We start from the raw sequence: 20,418 nt of genomic DNA, 5'->3' as shown, positions 1-20,418 counted from the left end.
GCGGTGTGGTCGTCCTGGACGTGTAGCTCAGTTGGTTAGAGCGTTCGCTTCACACGCGAGAGGTCAGGGGTTCGAGTCCCTTCACGTCCACCACCATGAGAGAAGCCCTCGGTCACCTGACCGGGGGCTCTTCTCATGCCTGCGACAGGTCCTGCGGGCGGTCGGTGTCGTCACCCCGTGCGACGTCGCCGCACTCCACCAGGTGCAGATCAGGGCGCCCCGCGAGCCACGACCGCGCACCCTGGTCGCCGCTGAGTCCTGCGAGCACGGCGTCCCAGTGCTCGCGGCCGATCAGGACGGGATGGCCGGGCACACCGTCGTACGCCGCCCGCGCCAGCACCGTCGGCGAGGCGAGGTGAACGACCCGGCGTACGGCCTCTGGCGTCACCCAGGGCAGGTCGACCAGGTGGATCAGCGTGGCGTCGTGGGTGCCGTCCAGCGAGCCGAGGCCGGCGCGCAAGGAGCCGGCCATGCCGCCGTCCCAGCCTGGGTTGGTGACGACGTCGGCGAGCGAACCGACGAGCGTGGCCACCTCGTCGCCGCGGGCGCCGACGACCACGCTCACGTCGTCGACGCCGGCCTCGTGCAGGACGCGAACAGCGCGGAGTACCAACGGTTCTCCGTCGATCTCGACGAGCGCCTTGGGGCGACCCATGCGACGTCCGGCGCCGGCTGCGAGCAGGACTGCGGCGGTCATGAGCACGAGCGTACGAGCGCGTGTGCGATGGTCGGGACATGACCATGCGCGTCGCTCATCTGGCCATCTATCCCGAGAAGGGAGCGCCGGGGGTCGACCTGTCGACGGTCACCGTCGAGGCGGATGGTCTCACCGGCGATCGTCGCAAGAAGGCCGCAGTGCACCTGGTGACCCTCGCCGACGTCGACACCGACGACCCGCCTCGTGCCAACGTCGTGCTCGATCCGGCAGGCGAGGAGCTCGTCGCCCTGGTCGGTCAGGACCTGCGCCTCGGCTCGGTCACGCTGCGCGTCACCACCATGCCGAGCGGGTGCCCAGGGGTCTACGCCGAGGTCGTCGAGCCCGGTCAGGTCTCGGTCGGCGACGACGTCGAGGCGGTCTAGAGCAGCCACACCTCGGCGTCGGTGACGAACGCCGAGGAGCTCGGCCGAGCCGGCGTGCCGGACACCGTCACGCCGCCGGGCAGCTCGGTGCCGGCGAGTGTGATCTGACCGCGCGCACAGGGTGCGAGCACCAGGCGCAGACCGGCCATGTCGCTCCCGAGCGGGAACTCGTCGGTCTCGCACGCTCGACGGTCCAGGACGCCGTCGATCTCGACGTCGACGTCGCCTGCGGACGCGCGCAGGCCGGAGTCCAGGCTCAGGTCGACAGCGACGGGCGTGCGGCGGACGACGGGCTCGTGCCAGGGGAGGCCGTCGAGCTCGGGGAAGTGACGCACGAACGAGGTCGTCAGCCAGCGCCCGAGACCGGTGTCCTCGGCCAGCAGGAGGACCCCGGACGGCTGCCACAGCACCAGGGCGGTGCCGGCACCGTGGTCGGACCAGTCGACCCGCCACACCGAGACGTACGCCGTGCAGTCACCGGCGTCGTCGAACAGCTGCACCGCAGGGTTGGCCCCGACGAGCACGGGCCGGCGGAGCGGGGGAGCGGAGGTCACCCCACTGAGCCTACGGGCGCGGCCTCACCGGCGTACGGCGTGAGCCACACAGGTGGTCGCGGTCGGTCGGGCCTCCAGCCGGCCCGCACCGATGTCCTGCCCGCACACGTCGCACACGCCGTAGCGGCCGGTACGCACGCGGGCCAAGGCGTCGTCGAGCTCGTCCAGGTGCGTGCGCGCCTGCTGCAGGAGCGAGGTCACCTGGGCGCGCTCGTACGCGATCGTCTGGCCCTCGGGGTCGTGCTCGTCGTCGGCGTTGGAGTCGCGCGAGGCGTCGAACAGCGCCGACAGGTCGGCCTCCATCCGGGCGATCCGCGCCGACGTGTCGACGCGTGCGGCCTCCAGCCGGGCGACGGCGTCGCCGGCTGCGGCATCGGATCCAGGAGTGGGCATGGTGCTGGGTTCAACGGTGGTCGCCGCACAGCTGTTCCGCGTGGGCGGCCCATCCGTGCCACGGATGTGATCGGCAGCGACCGTGCCGGGTAGCCTGAGCGACGCTGTGCCGTCGCGCAGCGCGCCGTACCCGCGGGCCGGCGCCTCACCCACCTCTTCGAGGAGCTCATCGTGTCTGCCGAGTCATCCCAGTCCGTCGCCGGAAGCGAGCGGTCGGAGACGGAGGGCACGACGGGCACCGACCGGTTCGGCTCCGACAAGAAGGTCGTCGCGATGCGGGTCGACGGTGAGCTGCAGGACCTGTTCCGTGAGATCCCCGACGGCGCGGTCGTCGAGCCCGTCACGGTCGACTCCGAGGACGGGCTCAACATCCTGCGCCACTCCGCCGCGCACGTGCTCGCCCAGGCCGTGCAGCAGATCAACCCCGAGGCCGGGCTCGGCATCGGCCCGCCCGTCAAGGACGGCTTCTACTACGACTTCGACGTCGAGCACGCCTTCCAGCCGGACGACCTCAAGGCCCTCGAGAAGGCCATGCAGAAGATCGTCAACGAGGGTCAGACGTTCGCCCGCCGCGTGACGACTGACGACGCCGCGCGCGAGGAGCTGGCCGCCGAGCCGTACAAGCTCGAGCTCATCGGCCTCAAGGGCAACGCCGCTCAGGCCGCCGAGGGCGCCGATGCCGAGGTCGGCGGCGGCGAGCTGACGATCTACGACAACCTGCGCCGCGACGGCTCGCGCGCCTGGGGTGACCTGTGCCGTGGCCCGCACGTCCCGTCGACCAAGGTGCTCGGCAACGCGTTCAAGCTGCTGCGCTCGGGTGGTGCGTACTGGCGCGGCTCGGAGAAGAACCCCCAGCTGCAGCGCATCTACGGCACCGCCTGGCCCACCAAGGACGAGCTCAAGGCCTACCTGGACCGCCTCGCCGAGGCCGAGAAGCGCGACCACCGCAAGATCGGCGCCGAGCTGGACCTGTTCTCCTTCCCCGACGAGCTCGGTTCGGGCCTGCCGGTGTTCCACCCCAAGGGCGGTGTGATCAAGCGCGAGATGGAGGACTACGTCCGTCGCCGCCACATCGAGGAGGGCTTCGAGTACGTCGGCACGCCCCACATCTCCAAGGAGCAGCTGTTCCACACCTCGGGGCACCTGCCCTACTACGCCGAGGGCATGTTCGCGCCGTTCGACGTCGACGGCACCGACTACCGCCTCAAGGCGATGAACTGCCCGATGCACAACCTGATCTTCCGCTCGCGGGGCCGGTCCTACCGCGAGCTGCCGCTGCGGCTGTTCGAGTTCGGCTCGGTCTACCGCAACGAGAAGTCGGGCGTGGTCCACGGCCTGACCCGCGTGCGCGGCTTCGCCCAGGACGACAGCCACTCCTACGTCACGCCGGAGCAGGCGCCCGACGAGGTGCGCCACCTGCTGAAGTTCGTGCTGTCGCTGCTGCGCGACTTCGGCCTCGACGAGTTCTACCTCGAGCTGTCCACGCGTGATGAGGACGGCGACAAGAAGGACAAGTTCATCGGCTCGGACGAGCAGTGGGCACACGCGACGAAGGTGCTCGAGGAGGTCGGCCGCGAGACCGGGCTCGAGCTCGTCCCCGACCCGGGCGGCGCGGCGTACTACGGCCCGAAGATCTCGGTGCAGGCGCGCGACGCGATCGGGCGCTCGTGGCAGATGTCGACGATCCAGTACGACTTCAACCAGCCCGAGCGGTTCGGCCTGGAGTTCCAGGCTGCTGACGGCACCCGCCAGCAGCCGGTCATGATCCACTCGGCGAAGTTCGGCTCGATCGAGCGCTTCCTCGGCGTGCTGGTCGAGCACTATGCCGGTGCGTTCCCGGTGTGGCTCTCACCCGTCCAGGTGCTCGGTGTGCCGGTCGCCGAGGAGTACGCCGACTACCTCCAGGACGCGCTGAACATGTTGAAGCGCAAGGGGATTCGCGTCGAGCTCGACGCCAGCGACGACCGGTTCCCCAAGAAGATCCGCAACGCGTCCAAGTCCAAGGTGCCGTTCGTGCTCATCGCCGGTGAGGAGGACCGGGCCGCCGGCGCCGTGTCCTTCCGCTACCGCGACGGCTCGCAGAAGAACGGCGTCCCGCTGGCCGACGCAGTGGCCGAGATCCTCGAGGCCGTCGAGTCGCGCAAGCAGGTCTGAGATCGCGGGAACTCCTCCGCGTTCCGCGCCGTTCTACGCAGTGCAGCCCCACGGTTCCAAGGCCGAGGGGCTGCACCACTTCAGGGCCGTTCAGGCCGGAGTCAGCGACGGCCGCCGAAGGTCCAGCCGGTCACCTCGACCGAGTCGTACCGCTCGACGTCGAGCACACGGGAGGCGGCGTCGGGGTCGGCCGCCTGCACGAGCGCGGCGGTGCCGAGCCATGTCGATGCGTCGTCCGAGAGCAACGGGCCCGTAGGCGATCAAGGGCTCGGGGTCCGTCCGCGGTCGGTCCTCGCCCGTACCCACGCCGAGCCCGAGCACGAGGAAGCGGTCCGCGTCGGCCGCACGGTTGCGCCACCGATGGATCAACACACCGTCGAAGGCTCCCGCCTGGTAGCAGGGCTCCTCGAACGCGAACGCCCTCGCCGTTGCCGGGTCGGGCAGGTCGACGATGTGGACGCTGCCGACCAGCGTCTCCTGCGTGAACGTCGGCCCGCGCGCGATCAGGTGGTCGGCGAACCGGTCCATGTAGGCCCAGTGCGCCTCGACCATCCGTTCGCGCAGCGGCTCCGAACCTGCTCGGCCATGGTGGTGGACGAAGAACTCCATGCCGTGATCCTCGCCGACACGGCTCATGCGCGGTGGGCGAAGACGCTCAACCAGTGACCGCCGCGCGGGGACGGGTTGCGGTCGATCTCGTCGACGCGCCAGCCGGCCCCCTCTATCGCGGCGCGCAGCGGCTCAGGACGCCAGTACGCGAAGAAGCGCTCTCCCGACACGTTGCCGCCTGTGCTCGGCGCCTCCCGTCGCCCTCCTTCAGCGAGGCGAACAACCGACCGGACGGGCGGGTGACGGTGGCCAGCCGCCGCAGCACGACGTCGGTCTCCTCCCGCGTCAGGTGGACGAGCACCGCGCTCGCCCAGACACCGTCGTACGGGCCACCGAGGTCGTCGGTCAGCGGGTCCAGCACGTCGGCGGTGTAGCCGTCAGCGCGCATCATCTCGACGAACGCCGGTGTGATGTCTGGGCGCCGGACGCTCAGGCCCAGCGACTCCAGCTCACGGGCGTCGCGGCCGGTGCCACTCCCGATCTCCAGGACGCGAGCGCCGGGCGACAGGGTCCGGGCGTACTGACCGGCGGCGTCGGCGAGCGGCGAGCGCAGCCCGGACTCGGTCGCGGCGCGGTACTCCTGCGCCCCCTCCTGGTACGACGCGATCGTCGCATCGCGCTGGGCCTGCTGTCGCCCGTCCATGGGATCTCCTCAGGTGGGGTCCGACGTGCCGAGTCTGGCAGGGGAGCGGAGCTGCGGGCGCTCGGACGCGTAGTAGCGGTAGAGCTCGTACGCCGCGACGGCGCCGAGCAGGTGCCACACGGCGTGACCCTGCAACCACGACTGCGGCGAGCACCAGGGGCCGTCGGAGCGACTGATGTTCCAGATCCCGAACGCCACGAGCATGGACGCGACCGCGGCGACGGCATGCCGCGCGCCCGCGGGCCGCGCCGAACGTCGGCGCAGGACCAGCTCCATCACCACGGCTGCGACGAGGAGCACGGCGAACGCCAGGTTGCCGGGATGGCCGACGACGGGCACGTGCACCTCGAGGCCGCCGAACACCTCGGCCAGCGTGACGGAGGCGACGAACGCGACCGAGAACCCAGCAGTCCCCAGACCCACCAGCCGGGTGAGGGCGTACGCCGCGGCGTAGCCCGCCACGAGGTACATGCTCGTGAGGTCGAGCAGTCCGCCGGTGGCCGACTCGGTGGCGTGCATGGCCATGCTGCCCGGGCCCAGCAGCACCACCAGACAGCCGTAGCCCGCGAGCAGTGCGGGCCGCGACAGCGACCGGGCACGGCGACCCACGTCGTACGCGATGAGCAGACCGGCGACGACGAACCCGAGGTTGCTCGCAGTGTTGGCAGGTTGTCGGATCACAGCGTCGCGAGCGGCCTCGCAGAACTCCGCGCCGGAGCCGTCGGCGGGCCCGAGCCACTGCTCGCGCGCCGCCACGACGAGCAGGCCGAGCGAGACGGCGGCCACCGCCGCGGTGATCGGCAGCGGACGAACGGGGGAGCGGCTCGGGTTCACGGTCCCAGCCTGGCGGATCGTGATGTGCTTCACTGCCCGACGTGAGCAGCATCCGGATCACGCGCGCCACCGCCGAGGACGCGTTCGCCCTCGCGGCCCTCGTGCTGCGCGCCGACCTGGAGAGGGGCGCCTCCGGGCGGACCGGGTTCATCGACGAGTACGCCGATGCCTGGCTCGCCGAGCGTGACCGCCGGCCGGCATGGATCGCCACCGAGCCCGACGGCGACCCGGCCGGCCTGATCTCCACCTCGGTCGTCCGCAGGCTGCCGAGCCTGCGCCGCCCGGCGAGCTCGTGGATGCACGTCTCGCTGCTCTACGTGGTTCCGAACCAGCGCGGCCAGGGGCTGGGGGAGCAGCTGCTCCGGCGGATGATCGTGTGGGGCGAGGGCAACGGCGTCGACCGCTTCCAGCTCAACGCCGTGCCCGAGGCGCGCACGTTGTACGAGCGGGTCGGCTTCACTGCCCCCGACCCGCGCCTGATGGAACGGCGCCGCTAGCTCGTCGGCTCGGCCAGCAGCACGGGGATGAGCCGGTCGGTCTTGGTCTGGTACTCGGCGTAGGGCGGGTACGCCTCGACAGCGCGCGCCCACCACTCCTCACGCTCGGCGCCGGTGATCTCGCGGGCCACGGCGTCGTGACGCTGCGTCCCGTCGAGGATCTCGATCTGCGGGTTGGCGGTCACGTTGTGGTACCAGGCCGGGTGCTTCTCGGCGCCGCCGTACGAGGCGACGATCGCGTAGACACCGTCCTTCTCGACCCGCATCAGAGGGACCCGACGCAGCTTGCCGGACTTCGCACCGCGCATCGTGTAGACGACCACGGGCATCCCCATGATGTCGACCGACTCCGTCGTGCCGGTCTCGTCGATCGTGGCGAGCTGCTTGGCAACCCAGCCGGTCTTCTCGTCCGCGTACTCACCGTCAAGAGGCATGCCCCCACTCTGCCACCGTCACGACAGGATGCGACACCTAGGATCGGCGCCATGCCTCAGGACCGGACGACCGACGAGCCCGCCGTACCCCCGGAGCCTGCCGCGTCGTTCGCGCGCGTCGATGACGGCTTCGAGCGGCTCTGGACGCCGCACCGGATGGCGTACATCCAGAGCGACAAGCCGAGCCAGGAGTCCCATGAGGACTGCCCGTTCTGCGAGGCGCCGGGACGCTCGGACGCCGACGGCCTGATCGTCCACCGTGGGAGCACCGGTTACGTCGTGCTCAACCTGTTCCCGTACAACCCGGGACACCTGCTCGTCTGCCCCTACCGGCACGTGCCGCTGTACGTCGACCTCACCGACGAGGAGACCGCCGAGTTCACCATGCTCACCAAGCAGGCGATCGCGGCCCTCCAGGCGGCGTCGGCACCGATGGGCTTCAACATCGGGATGAACCAGGGCGAGGTGGCCGGCGCCGGGGTGGCCGCGCACCTGCACCAGCACATCGTCCCGAGGTGGGGCGGTGACGCCAACTTCCTGCCCATCGTCGGTCAGACCAAGGCACTGCCCGCGCTGCTGGAGGACACCCGGGCCCAGCTGGTCGAGCACTGGCCGACAGGGGAGTGAGCCTCGTGTCCTGGTCGGCGCTCCCGTCCTGCCGCGGCACCAGTACGCTGGCGCCACCATGCTGAACCGATTCGCCCGGGCGCTCTTCACGCGGCTCTTCACCCCCATCGCCCGCTTCTTCGTCGGGCTCGGCATCAGCCCCGACGTCATCACGCTCGTCGGCACGCTCGGCGTCAGCGTCGGAGCACTGGCGTTCTACCCGCGCGGTGAGTTCTTCATCGGCACCGTGGTGATCACCGCCTTCGTGTTCTCCGACACCATCGACGGCGTCATGGCGCGCATGATGAACCGCTCCAGCAACTGGGGCGCCTACCTCGACTCCACGCTCGACCGGGTCGGAGACAGCGCGATCTTCGGTGGCCTGGTGCTCTACTACGCCGGCCAGGGCGATGACACGCTCATGGCGGCGCTGGCGCTGGCGTGCCTCATCCTCGGCAGCGTCGTCAGCTATTCCAAGGCCCGCGCCGAAGGACTCGGCATGACCGCCAACGTCGGCATCGCCGAGCGTGCCGACCGACTGGTCGCCGTGCTCGTCACGACCGGCCTGGTCGGGCTGGGCCTGCCCGAGGTCGTCCTCACCGTCGTCCTGGCCCTCCTGGCCGTCGCGAGCCTGGTCACGGTCCTGCAACGCATGCTCACCGTGCGTCGGCAGGCCCTGACCGCTGCCGCCGACTGATGCTCGACCTCACCGGCAACCTCACCCTCGCCGGTTACCGCACCGGGTGGGCGCTCGTACGACGGCTGCCCGAGCGGGCGGCGTACAAGGCCTTCGACCTGATCGCCGACTCGATGTACATGCGTGGCGGCAAGCACGTCAACCGGATGCGCTCCAACTACGCCAAGGTGCGCCCCGAGCTGTCCGAGAACGACCTGGAGGACCTGGTCCGGGCCGGGATGCGCTCGTACATGCGCTACTGGTGCGATGCCTTCCGTCTGAGCACGCTCACCCCGGAGCAGCTCGCGCCTCGCGTCCGACTCGTCGGCGACGAGGACGCCCGGGCCGTGCTGGCTGAGGGACGCTCGCTCGTGCTGTTCCTCGGGCACCTCGGCAACTGGGACATGTGCGGGGCGTGGGCGACCACCCACTTCGCCAAGGTCACCACCGTCGCCGAGCGGCTCAAGCCCGAAGAGCTGTTCGATGAGTTCCTGGAGTTCCGGGAGAGCCTCGGCATGCGCATCATCCCGCTCACCGGCGGTGACAACCCGTTCGGCGAGCTCGTGCGCGCGGCCCGGGACGGCGCGTTCATCCCGCTGCTCGCAGACCGCGACCTGACGCACAAGGGCGTCACGGTCACCTGGTGCGGTCATGAGGCCAAGGTCGCCGCAGGCCCGGCTGCGCTCGCGCTCACGACCGGTGCGGCGCTCTACTCGCTCGGCGTCCACTACGAGAAGGTCCCCGGCCGCTCCACCTACGAGGTCGTCTGCACCTTCAGCCCGCGGATCGAGCCTCCGGGCGAGGGGAGCAAGGCCGACCAGATCCAGGCCATGACCCAGGCGTGCGTCGACGGGCTCGAGCCGACCCTGCGCGCGCACACCGAGGACTGGCACATGATGCAGCGCGTCTTCGTCGACGACCTCACACCGCGGGACCGCTGATGCGCATCGGGATCGTCAGCCCGTACTCCTTCGACGTCCCCGGTGGTGTCAACCTGCACGTCAAGGACCTCGCCGAGCACCTGATCGAGCTCGGCCACCACGTCAGCGTTCTCGCACCTGCCGACGAGGACACCGTGCTGCCGCCGTACGTCGTCGCCGCAGGCAAAGCCGTGCCGGTGCCCTACAACGGGTCGGTCTCGCGACTCACCTTCGGTCCGGTGACGGCGGCTCGGGTGAGCCGCTGGATCGAGCGACACCAGTTCGACGTCGTGCACGTCCACGAGCCGATCACCACCTCGGTGTCGATGCTGGCGCTCTTCTCGGTTGAGGGCCCGGTGGTCGCGACGTTCCACACCTCCAACGTGCGGTCCCGGCTGCTGGTCACCCTCGGGTCGTTCCTGCAGCCCAGCCTGGAGAAGCTCACGGCACGCATTGCGGTGAGCGAGGACGCGCGGCGCACGGTCACCACCCACCTCGGCGGCGACGCCGTCATCATCCCCAACGGGGTCTTCGTCGACCGGTTCAGCGGCGCCGAGCCGCGCCCGGAGTGGCAGGGCACCGCCGAGCGTCCGACGATCTGCTTCCTGGGACGGATGCAGGAGTCACGCAAGGGCCTGCCGGTGCTGCTCGACGCCGTGCCCGACATGCTGCGGCACAAACCGGGCCTGCGCGTGCTGGTCGCCGGACCGGGCGATGCCAAGCAGGTGCTCTCCGGTCGGCCTCGCGAGGTCGTCGACGCCGTCGAGATGCTCGGCGCGGTCAGTGACGAGGACAAGGCCCGGTTGTTCGCCTCTGCCGACATCTACGTCGCACCCAACACGGGCGGCGAGAGCTTCGGGATCATCCTCATCGAGGCGATGAGCGCCGGGGCGCCCGTGCTCGCGAGCGACCTCGGCGCGTTCACCCGCGTGCTCGACGAGGGCAGGGTGGGCGCGACGTTCCGCAACGAGGACCCGGCCGATCTGGCCCGTGCAGCGGTGTCGCTGCTCGATGACGCCGACCGCCGTGCCGAGCTGTCGCGGCTCGGGCGCGAGCATGCTCGTCGTTTCGACTGGTCGGTCGTGACGCAGGACATCCTGATGGTCTACGAGACGGCGATCGAGGCCTGGGCGCCACCACGCGCCGGTCGTTGGCGCCGAGGAGGCAGCGCCTAGTGGAGATCATCGGCTGGGTCGCGCTGGTCGTCGCGATCGTCTCGTTGGCCGCCTGGCGGCTGACCTACACCGCGGCCAGGCTCGACCGCCTGCACGGACGCGTCGAAGGTGCGATGTCCGCCCTCGACGCCCAGCTCGTCCGTCGGGCCGAGGCCTCACTCGAGCTCGCTCGCAGCGAAGCACTCGACCCGACGAGCTCTCTGGTGCTCGGTGGCGCGGCGACCTCCTCCCTCGAGTTCGCCGATGACGAGGAGGTCACCTCCGAGGTGCGCGTCCACGGCATCAGCCCCGACCGCGGAGCCGTCGAGAGCGGTCTGACGGAGACGCTCCAAGAGCTGCTGACACCTGAGACGGTCGCTCACGTACGCGAGCACAGCCCGTTGGGCTCGGACTGCCTCGACATGGTTCATCGAGCCGGTCAGCGGGTCCAGCTCTCGCGCCGCTTCTACAACGACGCCGCACGTGACGTCCGCCGCGTGCGGAGCAAGAAGATGGTGCGCTGGTTCCGCCTCGCCGGCCACACAGCGATGCCCGAGTCGGTCGAGTTCAACGACGAGGTTCCCGAGCTGCGCAACCCTTGATGCTTGGACAGCATCGGCCAGGGCACTTTCATGCCACGGGCCGGACGATGGCCGGTTGCTGCCGTGCGGTCGTCGTACTCTGGAGCGGTAGTCCACGTCCTCAGAGAGCGAGACCCCTCATGACCGACAGCACCACCCCCACCACCGGCACCGGCACGGCCCGCGTCAAGCGCGGTATGGCCGAGATGCTCAAGGGCGGCGTCATCATGGACGTGGTCACGCCCGAGCAGGCCAAGATCGCTGAGGACGCCGGTGCCGTCGCCGTCATGGCGCTGGAGCGGGTCCCGGCCGACATCCGGGCACAGGGCGGCGTCTCGCGCGCCAGCGACCCCGACATGATCGACGGCATCATCGAGACCGTCTCGATCCCGGTGATGGCCAAGGCCCGCATCGGCCACTTCGTCGAGGCGCACGTGCTGCAGAGCCTCGGCGTCGACTACATCGACGAGTCGGAGGTGCTCACGCCGGCCGACTACGCCAACCACATCGACAAGTGGGCCTTCACCGCGCCGTTCGTGTGCGGTGCGACCAACCTGGGCGAGGCGCTGCGCCGCATCACCGAGGGTGCGGCGATGATCCGCTCCAAGGGTGAGGCCGGCACGGGTGACGTCTCCAACGCCACGACCCACATGCGTCAGATCCGACAGGAGATCCGTCGCCTGCAGAACCTCCCTGAGGACGAGCTGTTCGTCGCGGCCAAGGAGCTGCAGGCGCCGTACGAGCTGGTCAAGGAGGTCGCCGAGGCCGGCAAGCTGCCGGTCGTGCTGTTCACGGCCGGCGGCATCGCGACTCCGGCCGACGCGGCGATGATGATGCAGCTCGGTGCCGAGGGCGTGTTCGTCGGCTCGGGCATCTTCAAGTCGGGCAACCCGGCTCAGCGAGCCGAGGCGATCGTCAAGGCCACGACGTTCTACGACGACCCCGACGTGATCGCCAAGGTCTCGCGCGGTCTCGGTGAGGCCATGGTCGGCATCAACGTCGATGAGATCCCCGAGCCGCACCGCCTGGCCGAGCGCGGCTGGTGAGGTCCGGCTGAGGCGCCCTCACGGGTGATCTCACCTGCGTTCGGAGGACGCGCACAGCCTGTGCGCGTCCTCCGTGTGTGTGAGCCTCGCGTGCCGGTGCGGCCGCCGCGTCAGTCCGGCAGCGCCATGAGCAGGACGGGCGGCTCGGAGTCGGGCAGCCACTCCGGTCGTGAGGTGCCGACCTGCTGCCACCCCCGATGCCGATAGACCTCGGCCGCCCGACCGTGGCGTACGACGACGTCGAGCACGGGCGTGCGGCTCTGCTCGCGAGCCCAGCCGACCGCGGCGTCGATCAGGGCGCCGCCGACGCCGCGCCCGGCGAGCCTGTGGTCGACGAAAAGCACTGACATACAAGCGAGCTCGGCGATCGGCCGGCCGACTCCGCTCGACCAGATGCGGCCCAGCTCGTCGTCGTCGACGGAGGTGATGCTGACGTGCCCGCCGACCGCACCGTCGACCTCGGCCACCCAGGCACGTTCCTCGTTCTTGCGGACGACGAACTCCTCAGGTGGGAAGGGCAGCGGCCATCTCAGCGGGTACGACGACACCGGCTGCTGGGCCGCGAGCACCTCGACGAGGGCGGGGATGTCGTCCGGGCGTCGCTCGCGGACGAGGACGTCGGTCACAGCCGTTCGCGCATCCACGCGAAGTCGGCCTTGTGCTCGTCCGCACCGCCGGGCGTCTCGCAGATGACGGGCGCGCCGGCGTCACGCACGACCGCCGCGAACTCGTCCGGGTCGAGCTGCCCGGCGCCGAAGTTGGCGTGGCGGTCGGCTCCGGAGTCGAACGCGTCGCGGCTGTCGTTGGCGTGGACCAGGTCGATGCGCCCCGTGATGCCGTGGATGCGCTCGACCGCCTCGGTGAGCGGGATGCCGCCCGCCCAGGCGTGACAGGTGTCGAGGCAGAACCCGACCTGCTCGACGCCGTCGGCGGCCTGGATCGCCTGCCAGACACCCTCGATGCGGTCGAGGTGGCGGGCCATCGCGTTGTCGCCCCCGGCGGTGTTCTCGATGAGCAGCGGGATCTTGCAGTCGGTGGCGTCGATCGCCTTGCGCCAGTTGTCGAACCCCTTCGCGGGGTCGTCGCTCTTGTTGACATGGCCACCGTGGACGATCAGACCCTTGGCGCCGATCTCGGCCGCGGCGTCCATGTGCTGCTGCAGCAGCTTGCGGCTCGGGATGCGGATGCGGTTGTTGGTCGTCGCGACGTTGACGATGTAGGGCGCGTGGACGTAGAGGTCGACACCGGCCGCCTCGGCATCGGCGCGCAGCCCGGCCGCGCCACCGGCGTACCTGAACTCAGGGCCCTTGTAGCCCTGCGGGTCGCCGAGGAAGAACTGCACGAGGGTCGTACCTCGGGCCTGTGCCTCGGCAACCGGGTCGGACTGGTCGACGTGGGCACCGATCGAGAGCGTCATGCGCCCAGCCTACGGAGGCCGTGCGACAACCCGGACGAGTGCACTCGGGGACGAGCACGATCCGGAAAGGGGCTCCGCTTTCGCCGACAAGAGGCGTAGCGTGGACGAGGTGACAACGGCAACGACGTCATCCCGAACCACCCCTCCCACCATCGCCACGGTCGGTGCGCTGCGCGCGAGCGGCCACGAGCAGACCGCCGTACGCGCTGAGATCCGGCGCAACCTGCTGGCGGCCCTCGCCGACGGACGTGACCCGTGGCCCGGCATCCAGGGTTTCGGCTCGACCGTGATCCCACAGCTGGAGCGCGCCCTCATCGCCGGCCACGACATCGTGCTGCTCGGTGAGCGTGGTCAGGGCAAGACCCGCGTGCTGCGTTCGCTGGTCGGTCTGCTCGACGAGTGGGCGCCCGTGATCGACGGCTCCGAGCTGGGCGAGCACCCGTACGAACCGATCACACCCGAGTCCGTACGCCGAGCGGCTGAGCTCGGCGACGACCTCCCCGTCGCCTGGCGGCACCGCGACGAGAGGTACGCCGAGAAGCTCGCCACCCCTGACACCTCTGTCGCCGACCTGGTCGGCGACGTCGACCCGATGAAGGTCGCCGAGGGTCGGCACCTGGGCGACCCCGAGACCATCCACTTCGGCCTGATCCCTCGGTCGCACCGAGGCATCGTCGCCATCAACGAGCTCCCGGACCTCGCCGAACGCATCCAGGTGGCGATGCTCAACGTGATGGAGGAGCGCGACATCCAGGTGCGCGGTTACATCCTGCGGCTGCCGCTCGACGTGCTCGTCGTCGCGAGTGCCAACCCTGAGGACTACACCAACCGCGGTCGCATCATCACCCCGCTCAAGGACCGGTTCGGCGCCGAGATCAGGACGCATTACCCGCTGGAGGTGCAGGACGAGGTCGCCGTGATCCGGCAGGAGGCCGACCTGGTGGCCACCGTGCCCGACCACCTGATCGAGGTGCTGGCGCGGTTCACGCGAGGGCTGCGCGAGTCGCCGTACGTCGACCAACGCTCAGGCGTGTCAGCGCGATTCGCGATCGCGGGCGCCGAGACGGTTGCTGCGGCCGCGCTCCATCGGGCGACCGTGCGCGGCGAGTCCGACGCCGTCGCGCGGGTGGTCGACCTCGAGACCGCGGTCGACGTCCTGGGCGGCAAGATCGAGCTGGAGTCCGGGCAGGAGGACCGCGGTCGCGAGATCCTCGAGCACCTCTTGCGCACGGCGACGGCCGAGACCGTACGCCGACGCCTGCGGGGCGTTGACCTCGGCCTGCTGGTGTCCGCTCTCGAGGAGGGCGGGCAGGTCACGACGGGGGAGCAGGTCACCGCGCACGAGCTGCTGACCTCGCTGCCCCAGCTCGGCGAGTCCGACCTCTACGACACGGTGGCCGAGCACCTGGGTGCCGCCAGCGAGGGTGAGCGTGCGGCTGCGGTCGAGCTCGCTCTCGAGGGGCTCTACCTCGCGCAGAAGGTCAGCAAGGACTCCGACGACGCGGGCACCACGACCTACGGCTGAGACGCGAGAACCCATGGCGCACAACAGCTTTCATCGTTCGCGGTACGGCCGGTACGCCGGCGGGCCCGACCCGTTGGCCCCACCGGTCGACCTCGGCGAGGCGCTCGACGCGATCGGCGAGGACGTCATGGCGGGCTACTCACCCGAGCACGCGCTTCAGGAGTTCCTGCGTCGCGGTGGCCGCTCGCAGCGCGGACTCGACGACCTGGCGCGTCAGGTGGCCGAGCGCCGTCGAGAGCTGCTGTCACGGCACAACCTCGACGGCACGTTCCAGCAGGTCAAGGAGCTGCTCGACCGGGCGGTGCTGAATGAGCGCAAGCAGCTCGCCCGTGACCTCGACGACGACGCACGGTTCGCCGAGATGCGCATCGAGCAGCTGCCGTCGTCACCGGCCGCAGCCGTGCACGAGCTGAGCGACTACCCGTGGCGCAGCAGCGACGCCCGCGCCGACTACGAGCAGATCAAGGACCTGCTCGGCAGGGAGGCGCTCGACCAGCGCTTCGCCGGCATGAAGCAGGCCCTCGAGAACGCCACCGACGAGGACCGCGAGCGCATCAACGCCATGCTGCGTGACCTCAACGCTCTGCTCGAGAAGCATGCCCGGGGAGACGACAGCGACGAGGACTTCACCCGGTTCATGGAGGAGCACGGCGAGTTCTTCCCTGAGCATCCCGAGTCGATCGAGGAGCTCCTCGACGCGCTCGCCGCCCGCGCCGCCGCGGCACAGCGGATGCGCAACTCACTCACGCAGGAGCAGCGTGACGAGCTGGATGCGTTGGCGCAGAACGCTTTCGGCTCACCGGACCTCATGCAGCAGCTGGGCAAGCTCGACGCCAACCTGCAAGGTCTGCGACCGGGCGAGGACTGGTCGGGGTCGCAGCGCCTCGAGGGCGAGCAGGGCCTCGGGCTCGGCGACGGCACCGGGGTGCTCCAGGACCTCGCCGACCTCGACGCGCTCAGCGAACAGCTGTCGCAGCAGTACGCCGGCGCGCGGATGGACGACGTCGACCTCGACGCCCTGAGACGTCAGCTCGGCGACGACGCGGCCGTCGATGCGCGCACCCTCAGCGAGCTCGAGCGGGCCCTGCGTCAGCGCGGCTACCTCGACCGCGACGCAGAGGGCCGGCTGCGGCTGTCCCCGCGCGCCATGCGGCAGATCGGCCAGTCCCTGATGCGGGACATCGCTCGTCGCCTGTCCGGTCGCAGCGGCCGGCGCGACATGCGGCGCTCCGGTGCGGCGGGAGAGCTCAGCGGAGCGTCCCGGCCGTGGGAGTTCGGCGACACCGAGCCGTGGGACGTGACCCGCTCGCTCACCAACGCGGCAGTGCGGCGGGCCGCCGACCCCGACGGGCCCCGGCTGCACCTGGACGACGTCGAGATCCGCGAGACCGAGGCACGGACCCAGGCCGCGGTCGCGCTCCTGGTCGACACGTCGTTCTCGATGGCGATGGACGGACGCTGGGTGCCGATGAAGCGCACAGCGCTCGCGCTGCACCATCTCGTGCGGACCCGCTTCCGCGGTGACCACCTGCAGATGATCGGTTTCGGACGGCACGCGCAGGCCATGGAGATCGAGGAGCTCACCGGCCTGGAGGCCGAGTGGGACAAGGGCACCAACCTGCACCACGCGCTGCTGCTGGCCAACCGTCACTTCCGGCGCCACCCCAGCGCACAGCCGGTGCTGCTCGTCGTCACCGACGGCGAGCCCACCGCCCACCTCGAACCCGACGGCGAGGTGTTCTTCTCCTACCCGCCCCACCCGCTCACGATCGCCTACAGCGTCCGCGAGCTCGACGCCTCGACACGGCTGGGCGCGCAGACGACGATCTTCCGGCTGGGTGACGACCCGGGCCTGGCGCGGTTCCTGGACCAGCTCGCGCGCCGGTGCGGCGGTCGGGTGGTCGCTCCTGAGCTCGACGGTCTCGGTGCCGCGGTCGTCGACGGCTACCTGTCGAGCCGCTCGTTCGGCACCCGGCTCTACGGCGGACCCGATCTCGCGGGCTAACCCGCCCTGACCCGCACGGTCACGGCTGGGCTAGGTTCCTGCGCCGTGACAGGTTCAGCACAGCCGACCGTGGGCGTCCTCGCCGTCCAGGGCGACGTCCGCGAGCATCTGCGAGCTCTCGAGGAGTCCGGCGCCCGAGCGATCGGCGTACGCCGACCCGACGAGCTCGCGCAGGTCGACGGGCTGGTGCTGCCCGGCGGCGAGTCGACCACCATCGACAAGCTGCTGCGCGCGTTCGAGCTGCAGGCACCGCTGCGCGAGCGGATCGCCGAAGGCCTCCCGGTCTACGGCTCGTGCGCCGGCATGATCCTGCTCGCCGACCGGGTGCTCGACGCGACCGGTGACCAGCAGACCCTCGGCGGCCTCGACGTCACGGTGCGCCGCAACGCGTTCGGCCGCCAGGTCGACTCGTTCGAGACCGAGCTGTTCGTCCACGGCGTCGACGGGGGAGCGATGCACGCGGTGTTCATCCGCGCACCGTGGGTCGAGGCGGTCGGACCGGAGGTCGAGGTGCTGGCCACGGTGCCGGAAGGCCCGGCCGCCGGTCGCGTCGTCGCCGTCCAGCAGGGTCCGCTGCTCGCCACGTCGTTCCACCCCGAGGTGACGGGCGACCACCGCATCCATCGCCACTTCGTCACCCAGACTTTGCGCGGCTGACGCCCACCGGCCCCGCTCGCACGGATGACTGGTCCCACCCCACTCATCCGTACGACAGGAGCCAGCCTGTGCCCTCAGCCCAGCTCACCCGACGCCAGCTGCTCGGAGCGACCGGTGCCAGCGGTCTCACCGCGGCAGCGACCCTGATCACCTCCAGCGCCCCCGCCGGCGCGACGCCGTGGTCGCGCACCAACCCGTTCACCCTCGGTGTAGCCAGCGGTGACCCGGCGCCCGACGGCGTGGTCCTGTGGACCCGCCTCGCGCCCGAGCCTCTCGCGCTCGACGGCCGAGGTGGCATGGACGACAAGCCCGTTCAGGTGCTGTGGCAGGTGGCGACCGACCCCGGCTTCGGCGAGCGGACCGTCGTACGCGCCGGCTCGGCCACGGCCACGGCAGCCTTGGGCCACTCGGTGCACGTCGAGCTGAACGGCCTCCTGCCCGACCGCGAGTACTGGTACCGCTTCCGCGCCGGCGACCAGCTGAGCCCGGTCGGTCGTACGCGCACGTCACCGGCGTACGGCGCATCGCTTCAGGAGCTGCGCTTCGCCTTCACGAGCTGCTCCAACCTGCCGGCCGGCTACTTCACGGCGTACCGCCACATGGCGCAGGACGACCTCGACCTCGTCCTGCACCTGGGCGACTACATCTACGAGGGCTCCGGCGCGAGCCCCCTGCCCGGTCGGTCGCACGTCTCCGGCAAGGAGATCTTCACGCTCGGCGACTACCGGACGCGCTACTCGCAGTACAAGACCGACCCCGACCTGCAGGCCGCGCACGCCGCCGCTCCCTGGATCGTGACGCCGGACGACCACGAGGTCGAGAACAACTACGCCGACGAGATCTCGCAGATCGACACCGAGCCCGATCAGGACCGCGCGGTGTTCCGGGCCCGTCGGGCCGCGGCGTACCAGGCCTACTACGAGCACATGCCCCTGCGCCGTCGGTCACTGCCGAGCGGTCCGGACATGCAGCTGTTCCGTCGGATCCGGTACGGACAGCTCGCCGAGTTCAACGTGCTCGACACGCGCCAGTACCGCGACGACCAGATCGAGGGCTGCACCTCGGCGTGCCCCGAGCGATGGGCGCCCGAGCGCACGATCCTCGGAGCCGACCAGGAGGCGTGGCTGCAGGACGGCATCGGAGCGAGCGGCTCGACCTGGAACGTCGTCGCCAACCAGGTCGTCACGTTCGACGCGGACGGCACGGCCGGTGCGGGGGAGAGCTACGGCCTCGACAACTGGATGGGGTACGCCGGTGCCCGGCAGCGCTGGTACGACGCCGTCCACCGCCGCGGCGTCGACAACATGGTCGTCGTCACCGGCGACGCCCACCGCAGCGTGGTCTCCGACCTGAAGCTCGACTTCCGTGACCAGGCCTCGGCCACGGTCGGCGTCGAGCTGCTCGGCACGTCGATCAGCTCGGGCGGCGACGGCACCGACATCGACGCACGCGGCCGGACGTGGCTCGCCGAGAACCCCCACCTGAAGTTCGTCAACGTCCAGCGTGGCTACCAGCGGTGCGTCCTCACCCCCGGCCAGTGGCGTACCGACTACCGCGTCGTGGACGCGGTCACCACCCCCGACGCACCCGTGCGCACCCGGGCCGAGGTGTTCATCGAGTCGGGCCGTCCAGGCGTCGCAGGCATCACCCGACACTGAGCCCGTACGTCGGCCGGTCGCCCCACGACTGGGGTGACCGGCTCCTGCTCGCTAGGATCGCTGGGTGCCCGAACGGGCACACGATCGAGCGACACAGGGAACGGGAGACATGAGCGGTCACTCCAAATGGGCGACGACGAAGCACAAGAAGGCTGCGATCGACGCCAAGCGGGGCAAGCTCTTCGCCAAGCTGATCAAGAACATCGAGGTCGCGGCTCGCTCCGGCGGCGGTGACCCGGCCGGCAACCCGACCCTCTTCGATGCCATCCAGAAGGCCAAGAAGTCCTCGGTCCCCAACGACAACATCGATCGCGCCGTCAAGCGCGGATCGGGTGCCGAGGCCGGTGGCGCCGAGTACCTCGCGCTGACCTACGAGGGCTATGCACCCGGCGGTGTCGCGCTGCTCATCGAGTGCCTCACCGACAACAAGAACCGCGCCGTCGCCGAGGTGCGCACCGCTCTGCAGAAGAACGGCGGCACGATGGCCGACTCCGGCTCGGTCGCGTTCCTGTTCAACCGCAAGGGCGTCGTGATCGTCCCCAAGAAGCAGAGCAAGGAGGACGCCACCGAGGACTCGCTGCTCGAGGTCGTCCTCGACTCGGGCGCCGAGGAGGTCAACGACCTCGGTGAGTCCTTCGAGATCGTCTCCGAGGCCGGCGACTTCGTCGCCGTACGCGAGGCCCTGCAGGCCGCTGACATCGACTACGACTCCGCCGAGTCCTCCTGGCTGCCCACGACGGAGGTGCCGCTCGACAAGGAGGGCGCCAAGAAGATGTTCCGCGTCATCGAGGCGCTCGAGGACAGCGACGACGTGCAGAACGTGTTCGCCAACGGCGACGTCTCCGACGAGGTCCTCGCCGAGCTCGACGCCGAGGACTGAGCTGCGACGACCGGACACGCCGCCACCGCTGCGGCCATCGCCGGCGCCGGCACGATAACGTCGGGCTCGACCGAACACCTGTTCGGTCGAGCCCG

23 protein-coding genes and 1 tRNA gene are annotated in these 20,418 nt (G+C 70.4%); 15 read left to right on the top strand and 9 right to left on the bottom strand.

What is annotated here, in order from left to right:
* The first annotated feature begins 16 nt into the window (after positions 1–16).
* Positions 17–93 (top strand) — tRNA-Val (locus VV01_RS08510).
* Between the two features lie 40 nt (positions 94–133).
* Here the strand turns inward: VV01_RS08510 and VV01_RS08505 are convergent.
* Positions 134–697, bottom strand: coding sequence for a nucleotidyltransferase family protein (locus VV01_RS08505; protein ID WP_050671815.1), 564 nt, complete (start codon positions 695–697; stop codon positions 134–136).
* Positions 698–735: 38 nt separating this feature from the next.
* Here VV01_RS08505 and VV01_RS08500 point away from each other — a divergent pair, with 38 nt between their 5' ends.
* A complete protein-coding gene (locus VV01_RS08500) occupies positions 736–1,080 on the top strand; it encodes an MOSC domain-containing protein (protein WP_050669506.1) in 345 nt (114 codons plus the stop codon).
* On the opposite strand, the gene VV01_RS08495 is transcribed toward VV01_RS08500, so the two are convergent.
* Both VV01_RS08495 and VV01_RS08490 read right to left on the bottom strand, forming a co-directional pair.
* Positions 1,077–1,634 (bottom strand): hypothetical protein, encoded by a 558-nt coding sequence (locus VV01_RS08495; RefSeq protein WP_050669505.1) that lies wholly within the window; start codon positions 1,632–1,634, stop codon positions 1,077–1,079. The genes VV01_RS08500 and VV01_RS08495 overlap by 4 nt on opposite strands.
* A 24-nt stretch (positions 1,635–1,658) precedes the next feature.
* Complete coding sequence (locus VV01_RS08490) at positions 1,659–2,027, bottom strand: TraR/DksA family transcriptional regulator (protein WP_082221207.1); 369 nt, start codon at positions 2,025–2,027, stop codon at positions 1,659–1,661.
* Positions 2,028–2,198: 171 nt separating this feature from the next.
* Here VV01_RS08490 and thrS point away from each other — a divergent pair, with 171 nt between their 5' ends.
* Positions 2,199–4,181, top strand: coding sequence for a threonine--tRNA ligase (gene thrS / locus VV01_RS08485; protein WP_050669504.1), 1,983 nt, complete (start codon positions 2,199–2,201; stop codon positions 4,179–4,181).
* Between the two features lie 90 nt (positions 4,182–4,271).
* Here the strand turns inward: thrS and VV01_RS08480 are convergent, their stop codons facing one another.
* The 3 genes from VV01_RS08480 to VV01_RS08470 all read right to left on the bottom strand — a co-directional run bounded on the left by VV01_RS08480 (position 4,272) and on the right by VV01_RS08470 (position 6,267).
* Entirely contained in the window at positions 4,272–4,790 is a 519-nt protein-coding gene (locus VV01_RS08480) for a YciI family protein (protein ID WP_197275011.1), read from the bottom strand.
* 112 nt (positions 4,791–4,902) lie between these two features.
* The gene (locus tag VV01_RS08475) at positions 4,903–5,433 is read right to left on the bottom strand and encodes a class I SAM-dependent methyltransferase (RefSeq protein WP_050669503.1); all 531 of its coding nucleotides are present in this window, start codon (positions 5,431–5,433) and stop codon (positions 4,903–4,905) included.
* Positions 5,434–5,442: 9 nt separating this feature from the next.
* A complete protein-coding gene (locus VV01_RS08470) occupies positions 5,443–6,267 on the bottom strand; it encodes a ceramidase domain-containing protein (protein WP_050671813.1) in 825 nt (274 codons plus the stop codon).
* A 41-nt stretch (positions 6,268–6,308) separates the two neighbouring features.
* On the opposite strand from VV01_RS08470, the gene VV01_RS08465 reads away from it, so the two are divergent.
* Positions 6,309–6,764: a GNAT family N-acetyltransferase gene (locus tag VV01_RS08465; RefSeq protein ID WP_050669502.1), complete on the top strand. Its 456-nt coding sequence runs from the start codon at positions 6,309–6,311 to the stop codon at positions 6,762–6,764.
* Here the strand turns inward: VV01_RS08465 and VV01_RS08460 are convergent.
* The gene (locus tag VV01_RS08460) at positions 6,761–7,198 is read right to left on the bottom strand and encodes a nitroreductase family deazaflavin-dependent oxidoreductase (protein ID WP_050669501.1); all 438 of its coding nucleotides are present in this window, start codon (positions 7,196–7,198) and stop codon (positions 6,761–6,763) included. The two genes, VV01_RS08465 and VV01_RS08460, sit on opposite strands and share 4 nt — an antisense overlap.
* A 51-nt stretch (positions 7,199–7,249) precedes the next feature.
* Here VV01_RS08460 and VV01_RS08455 point away from each other — a divergent pair, with 51 nt between their 5' ends.
* From VV01_RS08455 to pdxS, 6 genes are all read left to right on the top strand, one after another.
* Positions 7,250–7,825: an HIT family protein gene (locus tag VV01_RS08455; RefSeq protein ID WP_050669500.1), complete on the top strand. Its 576-nt coding sequence runs from the start codon at positions 7,250–7,252 to the stop codon at positions 7,823–7,825.
* Between the two features lie 58 nt (positions 7,826–7,883).
* Complete coding sequence (pgsA, locus tag VV01_RS08450) at positions 7,884–8,501, top strand: phosphatidylinositol phosphate synthase (protein WP_050669499.1); 618 nt, start codon at positions 7,884–7,886, stop codon at positions 8,499–8,501.
* Positions 8,501–9,421, top strand: coding sequence for a phosphatidylinositol mannoside acyltransferase (locus VV01_RS08445; RefSeq protein WP_050669498.1), 921 nt, complete (start codon positions 8,501–8,503; stop codon positions 9,419–9,421). Before pgsA ends, VV01_RS08445 begins: the two co-directional genes overlap by 1 nt.
* The gene (locus tag VV01_RS08440; RefSeq protein WP_050669497.1) at positions 9,421–10,575 is read left to right on the top strand and encodes a glycosyltransferase family 4 protein; all 1,155 of its coding nucleotides are present in this window, start codon (positions 9,421–9,423) and stop codon (positions 10,573–10,575) included. Before VV01_RS08445 ends, VV01_RS08440 begins: the two co-directional genes overlap by 1 nt.
* Positions 10,575–11,156 carry a hypothetical protein gene (locus tag VV01_RS08435; RefSeq protein ID WP_050669496.1) on the top strand — a complete coding sequence of 194 codons (582 nt, stop codon included), beginning with the start codon at positions 10,575–10,577 and terminating at the stop codon, positions 11,154–11,156. The genes VV01_RS08440 and VV01_RS08435 overlap by 1 nt, the downstream gene beginning before the upstream one ends.
* A 119-nt stretch (positions 11,157–11,275) precedes the next feature.
* The gene (gene pdxS / locus VV01_RS08430; RefSeq protein WP_050669495.1) at positions 11,276–12,181 is read left to right on the top strand and encodes a pyridoxal 5'-phosphate synthase lyase subunit PdxS; all 906 of its coding nucleotides are present in this window, start codon (positions 11,276–11,278) and stop codon (positions 12,179–12,181) included.
* A 110-nt stretch (positions 12,182–12,291) separates the two neighbouring features.
* Here pdxS and VV01_RS08425 read toward each other — a convergent pair whose 3' ends face one another.
* Together VV01_RS08425 and VV01_RS08420 are read right to left on the bottom strand one after the other, a co-directional pair.
* Positions 12,292–12,807 carry a GNAT family N-acetyltransferase gene (locus tag VV01_RS08425; protein WP_050669494.1) on the bottom strand — a complete coding sequence of 172 codons (516 nt, stop codon included), beginning with the start codon at positions 12,805–12,807 and terminating at the stop codon, positions 12,292–12,294.
* Positions 12,804–13,598 (bottom strand): deoxyribonuclease IV, encoded by a 795-nt coding sequence (locus VV01_RS08420; RefSeq protein WP_050669493.1) that lies wholly within the window; start codon positions 13,596–13,598, stop codon positions 12,804–12,806. The genes VV01_RS08425 and VV01_RS08420 overlap by 4 nt, the downstream gene beginning before the upstream one ends.
* A gap of 109 nt (positions 13,599–13,707) precedes the next feature.
* Between VV01_RS08420 and VV01_RS08415 the strand changes: the two genes are divergently transcribed.
* From VV01_RS08415 to VV01_RS08395, 5 genes are all read left to right on the top strand, one after another.
* Positions 13,708–15,123, top strand: coding sequence for a sigma 54-interacting transcriptional regulator (locus tag VV01_RS08415; RefSeq protein WP_157508778.1), 1,416 nt, complete (start codon positions 13,708–13,710; stop codon positions 15,121–15,123).
* Between the two features lie 13 nt (positions 15,124–15,136).
* Positions 15,137–17,128, top strand: coding sequence for a vWA domain-containing protein (locus tag VV01_RS08410; protein WP_050669491.1), 1,992 nt, complete (start codon positions 15,137–15,139; stop codon positions 17,126–17,128).
* Between the two features lie 45 nt (positions 17,129–17,173).
* Positions 17,174–17,785, top strand: coding sequence for a pyridoxal 5'-phosphate synthase glutaminase subunit PdxT (gene pdxT / locus VV01_RS08405; protein WP_071606328.1), 612 nt, complete (start codon positions 17,174–17,176; stop codon positions 17,783–17,785).
* Between the two features lie 68 nt (positions 17,786–17,853).
* The gene (locus VV01_RS08400; protein WP_050669489.1) at positions 17,854–19,443 is read left to right on the top strand and encodes an alkaline phosphatase D family protein; all 1,590 of its coding nucleotides are present in this window, start codon (positions 17,854–17,856) and stop codon (positions 19,441–19,443) included.
* 109 nt (positions 19,444–19,552) lie between these two features.
* Positions 19,553–20,323 carry a YebC/PmpR family DNA-binding transcriptional regulator gene (locus VV01_RS08395; protein WP_050669488.1) on the top strand — a complete coding sequence of 257 codons (771 nt, stop codon included), beginning with the start codon at positions 19,553–19,555 and terminating at the stop codon, positions 20,321–20,323.
* Positions 20,324–20,418: the final 95 nt, after the last annotated feature.

The sequence above is a fragment of the Luteipulveratus halotolerans genome, from assembly GCF_001247745.1.
Taxonomy (GTDB): Bacteria; Actinomycetota; Actinomycetes; order Actinomycetales; family Dermatophilaceae; genus Luteipulveratus; species Luteipulveratus halotolerans.
The sequence above is the reverse complement of the archived record's forward strand: the minus strand, read 5'-3'. Positions and strand labels throughout refer to the sequence as shown.

Excerpts from the sequence above, each read along its gene's own strand:
- VV01_RS08490 (WP_082221207.1), bottom strand. The coding sequence starts at position 2,027 with ATGCCCACTCCTGGATCCGATGCCGCAGCCGGCGACGCCGTCGCCCGG.
- VV01_RS08505 (WP_050671815.1), bottom strand. The coding sequence starts at position 697 with ATGACCGCCGCAGTCCTGCTCGCAGCCGGCGCCGGACGTCGCATGGGT.
- VV01_RS08460 (WP_050669501.1), bottom strand. The coding sequence starts at position 7,198 with ATGCCTCTTGACGGTGAGTACGCGGACGAGAAGACCGGCTGGGTTGCC.
- VV01_RS08480 (WP_197275011.1), bottom strand. The coding sequence starts at position 4,790 with ATGGAGTTCTTCGTCCACCACCATGGCCGAGCAGGTTCGGAGCCGCTG.
- pdxS (WP_050669495.1), top strand. The coding sequence starts at position 11,276 with ATGACCGACAGCACCACCCCCACCACCGGCACCGGCACGGCCCGCGTC.
- VV01_RS08455 (WP_050669500.1), top strand. The coding sequence starts at position 7,250 with ATGCCTCAGGACCGGACGACCGACGAGCCCGCCGTACCCCCGGAGCCT.
- VV01_RS08475 (WP_050669503.1), bottom strand. The coding sequence starts at position 5,433 with ATGGACGGGCGACAGCAGGCCCAGCGCGATGCGACGATCGCGTCGTAC.
- VV01_RS08410 (WP_050669491.1), top strand. The coding sequence starts at position 15,137 with ATGGCGCACAACAGCTTTCATCGTTCGCGGTACGGCCGGTACGCCGGC.
- pgsA (WP_050669499.1), top strand. The coding sequence starts at position 7,884 with ATGCTGAACCGATTCGCCCGGGCGCTCTTCACGCGGCTCTTCACCCCC.
- VV01_RS08395 (WP_050669488.1), top strand. The coding sequence starts at position 19,553 with ATGAGCGGTCACTCCAAATGGGCGACGACGAAGCACAAGAAGGCTGCG.
- VV01_RS08445 (WP_050669498.1), top strand. The coding sequence starts at position 8,501 with ATGCTCGACCTCACCGGCAACCTCACCCTCGCCGGTTACCGCACCGGG.
- VV01_RS08500 (WP_050669506.1), top strand. The coding sequence starts at position 736 with ATGACCATGCGCGTCGCTCATCTGGCCATCTATCCCGAGAAGGGAGCG.
- VV01_RS08440 (WP_050669497.1), top strand. The coding sequence starts at position 9,421 with ATGCGCATCGGGATCGTCAGCCCGTACTCCTTCGACGTCCCCGGTGGT.
- VV01_RS08420 (WP_050669493.1), bottom strand. The coding sequence starts at position 13,598 with ATGACGCTCTCGATCGGTGCCCACGTCGACCAGTCCGACCCGGTTGCC.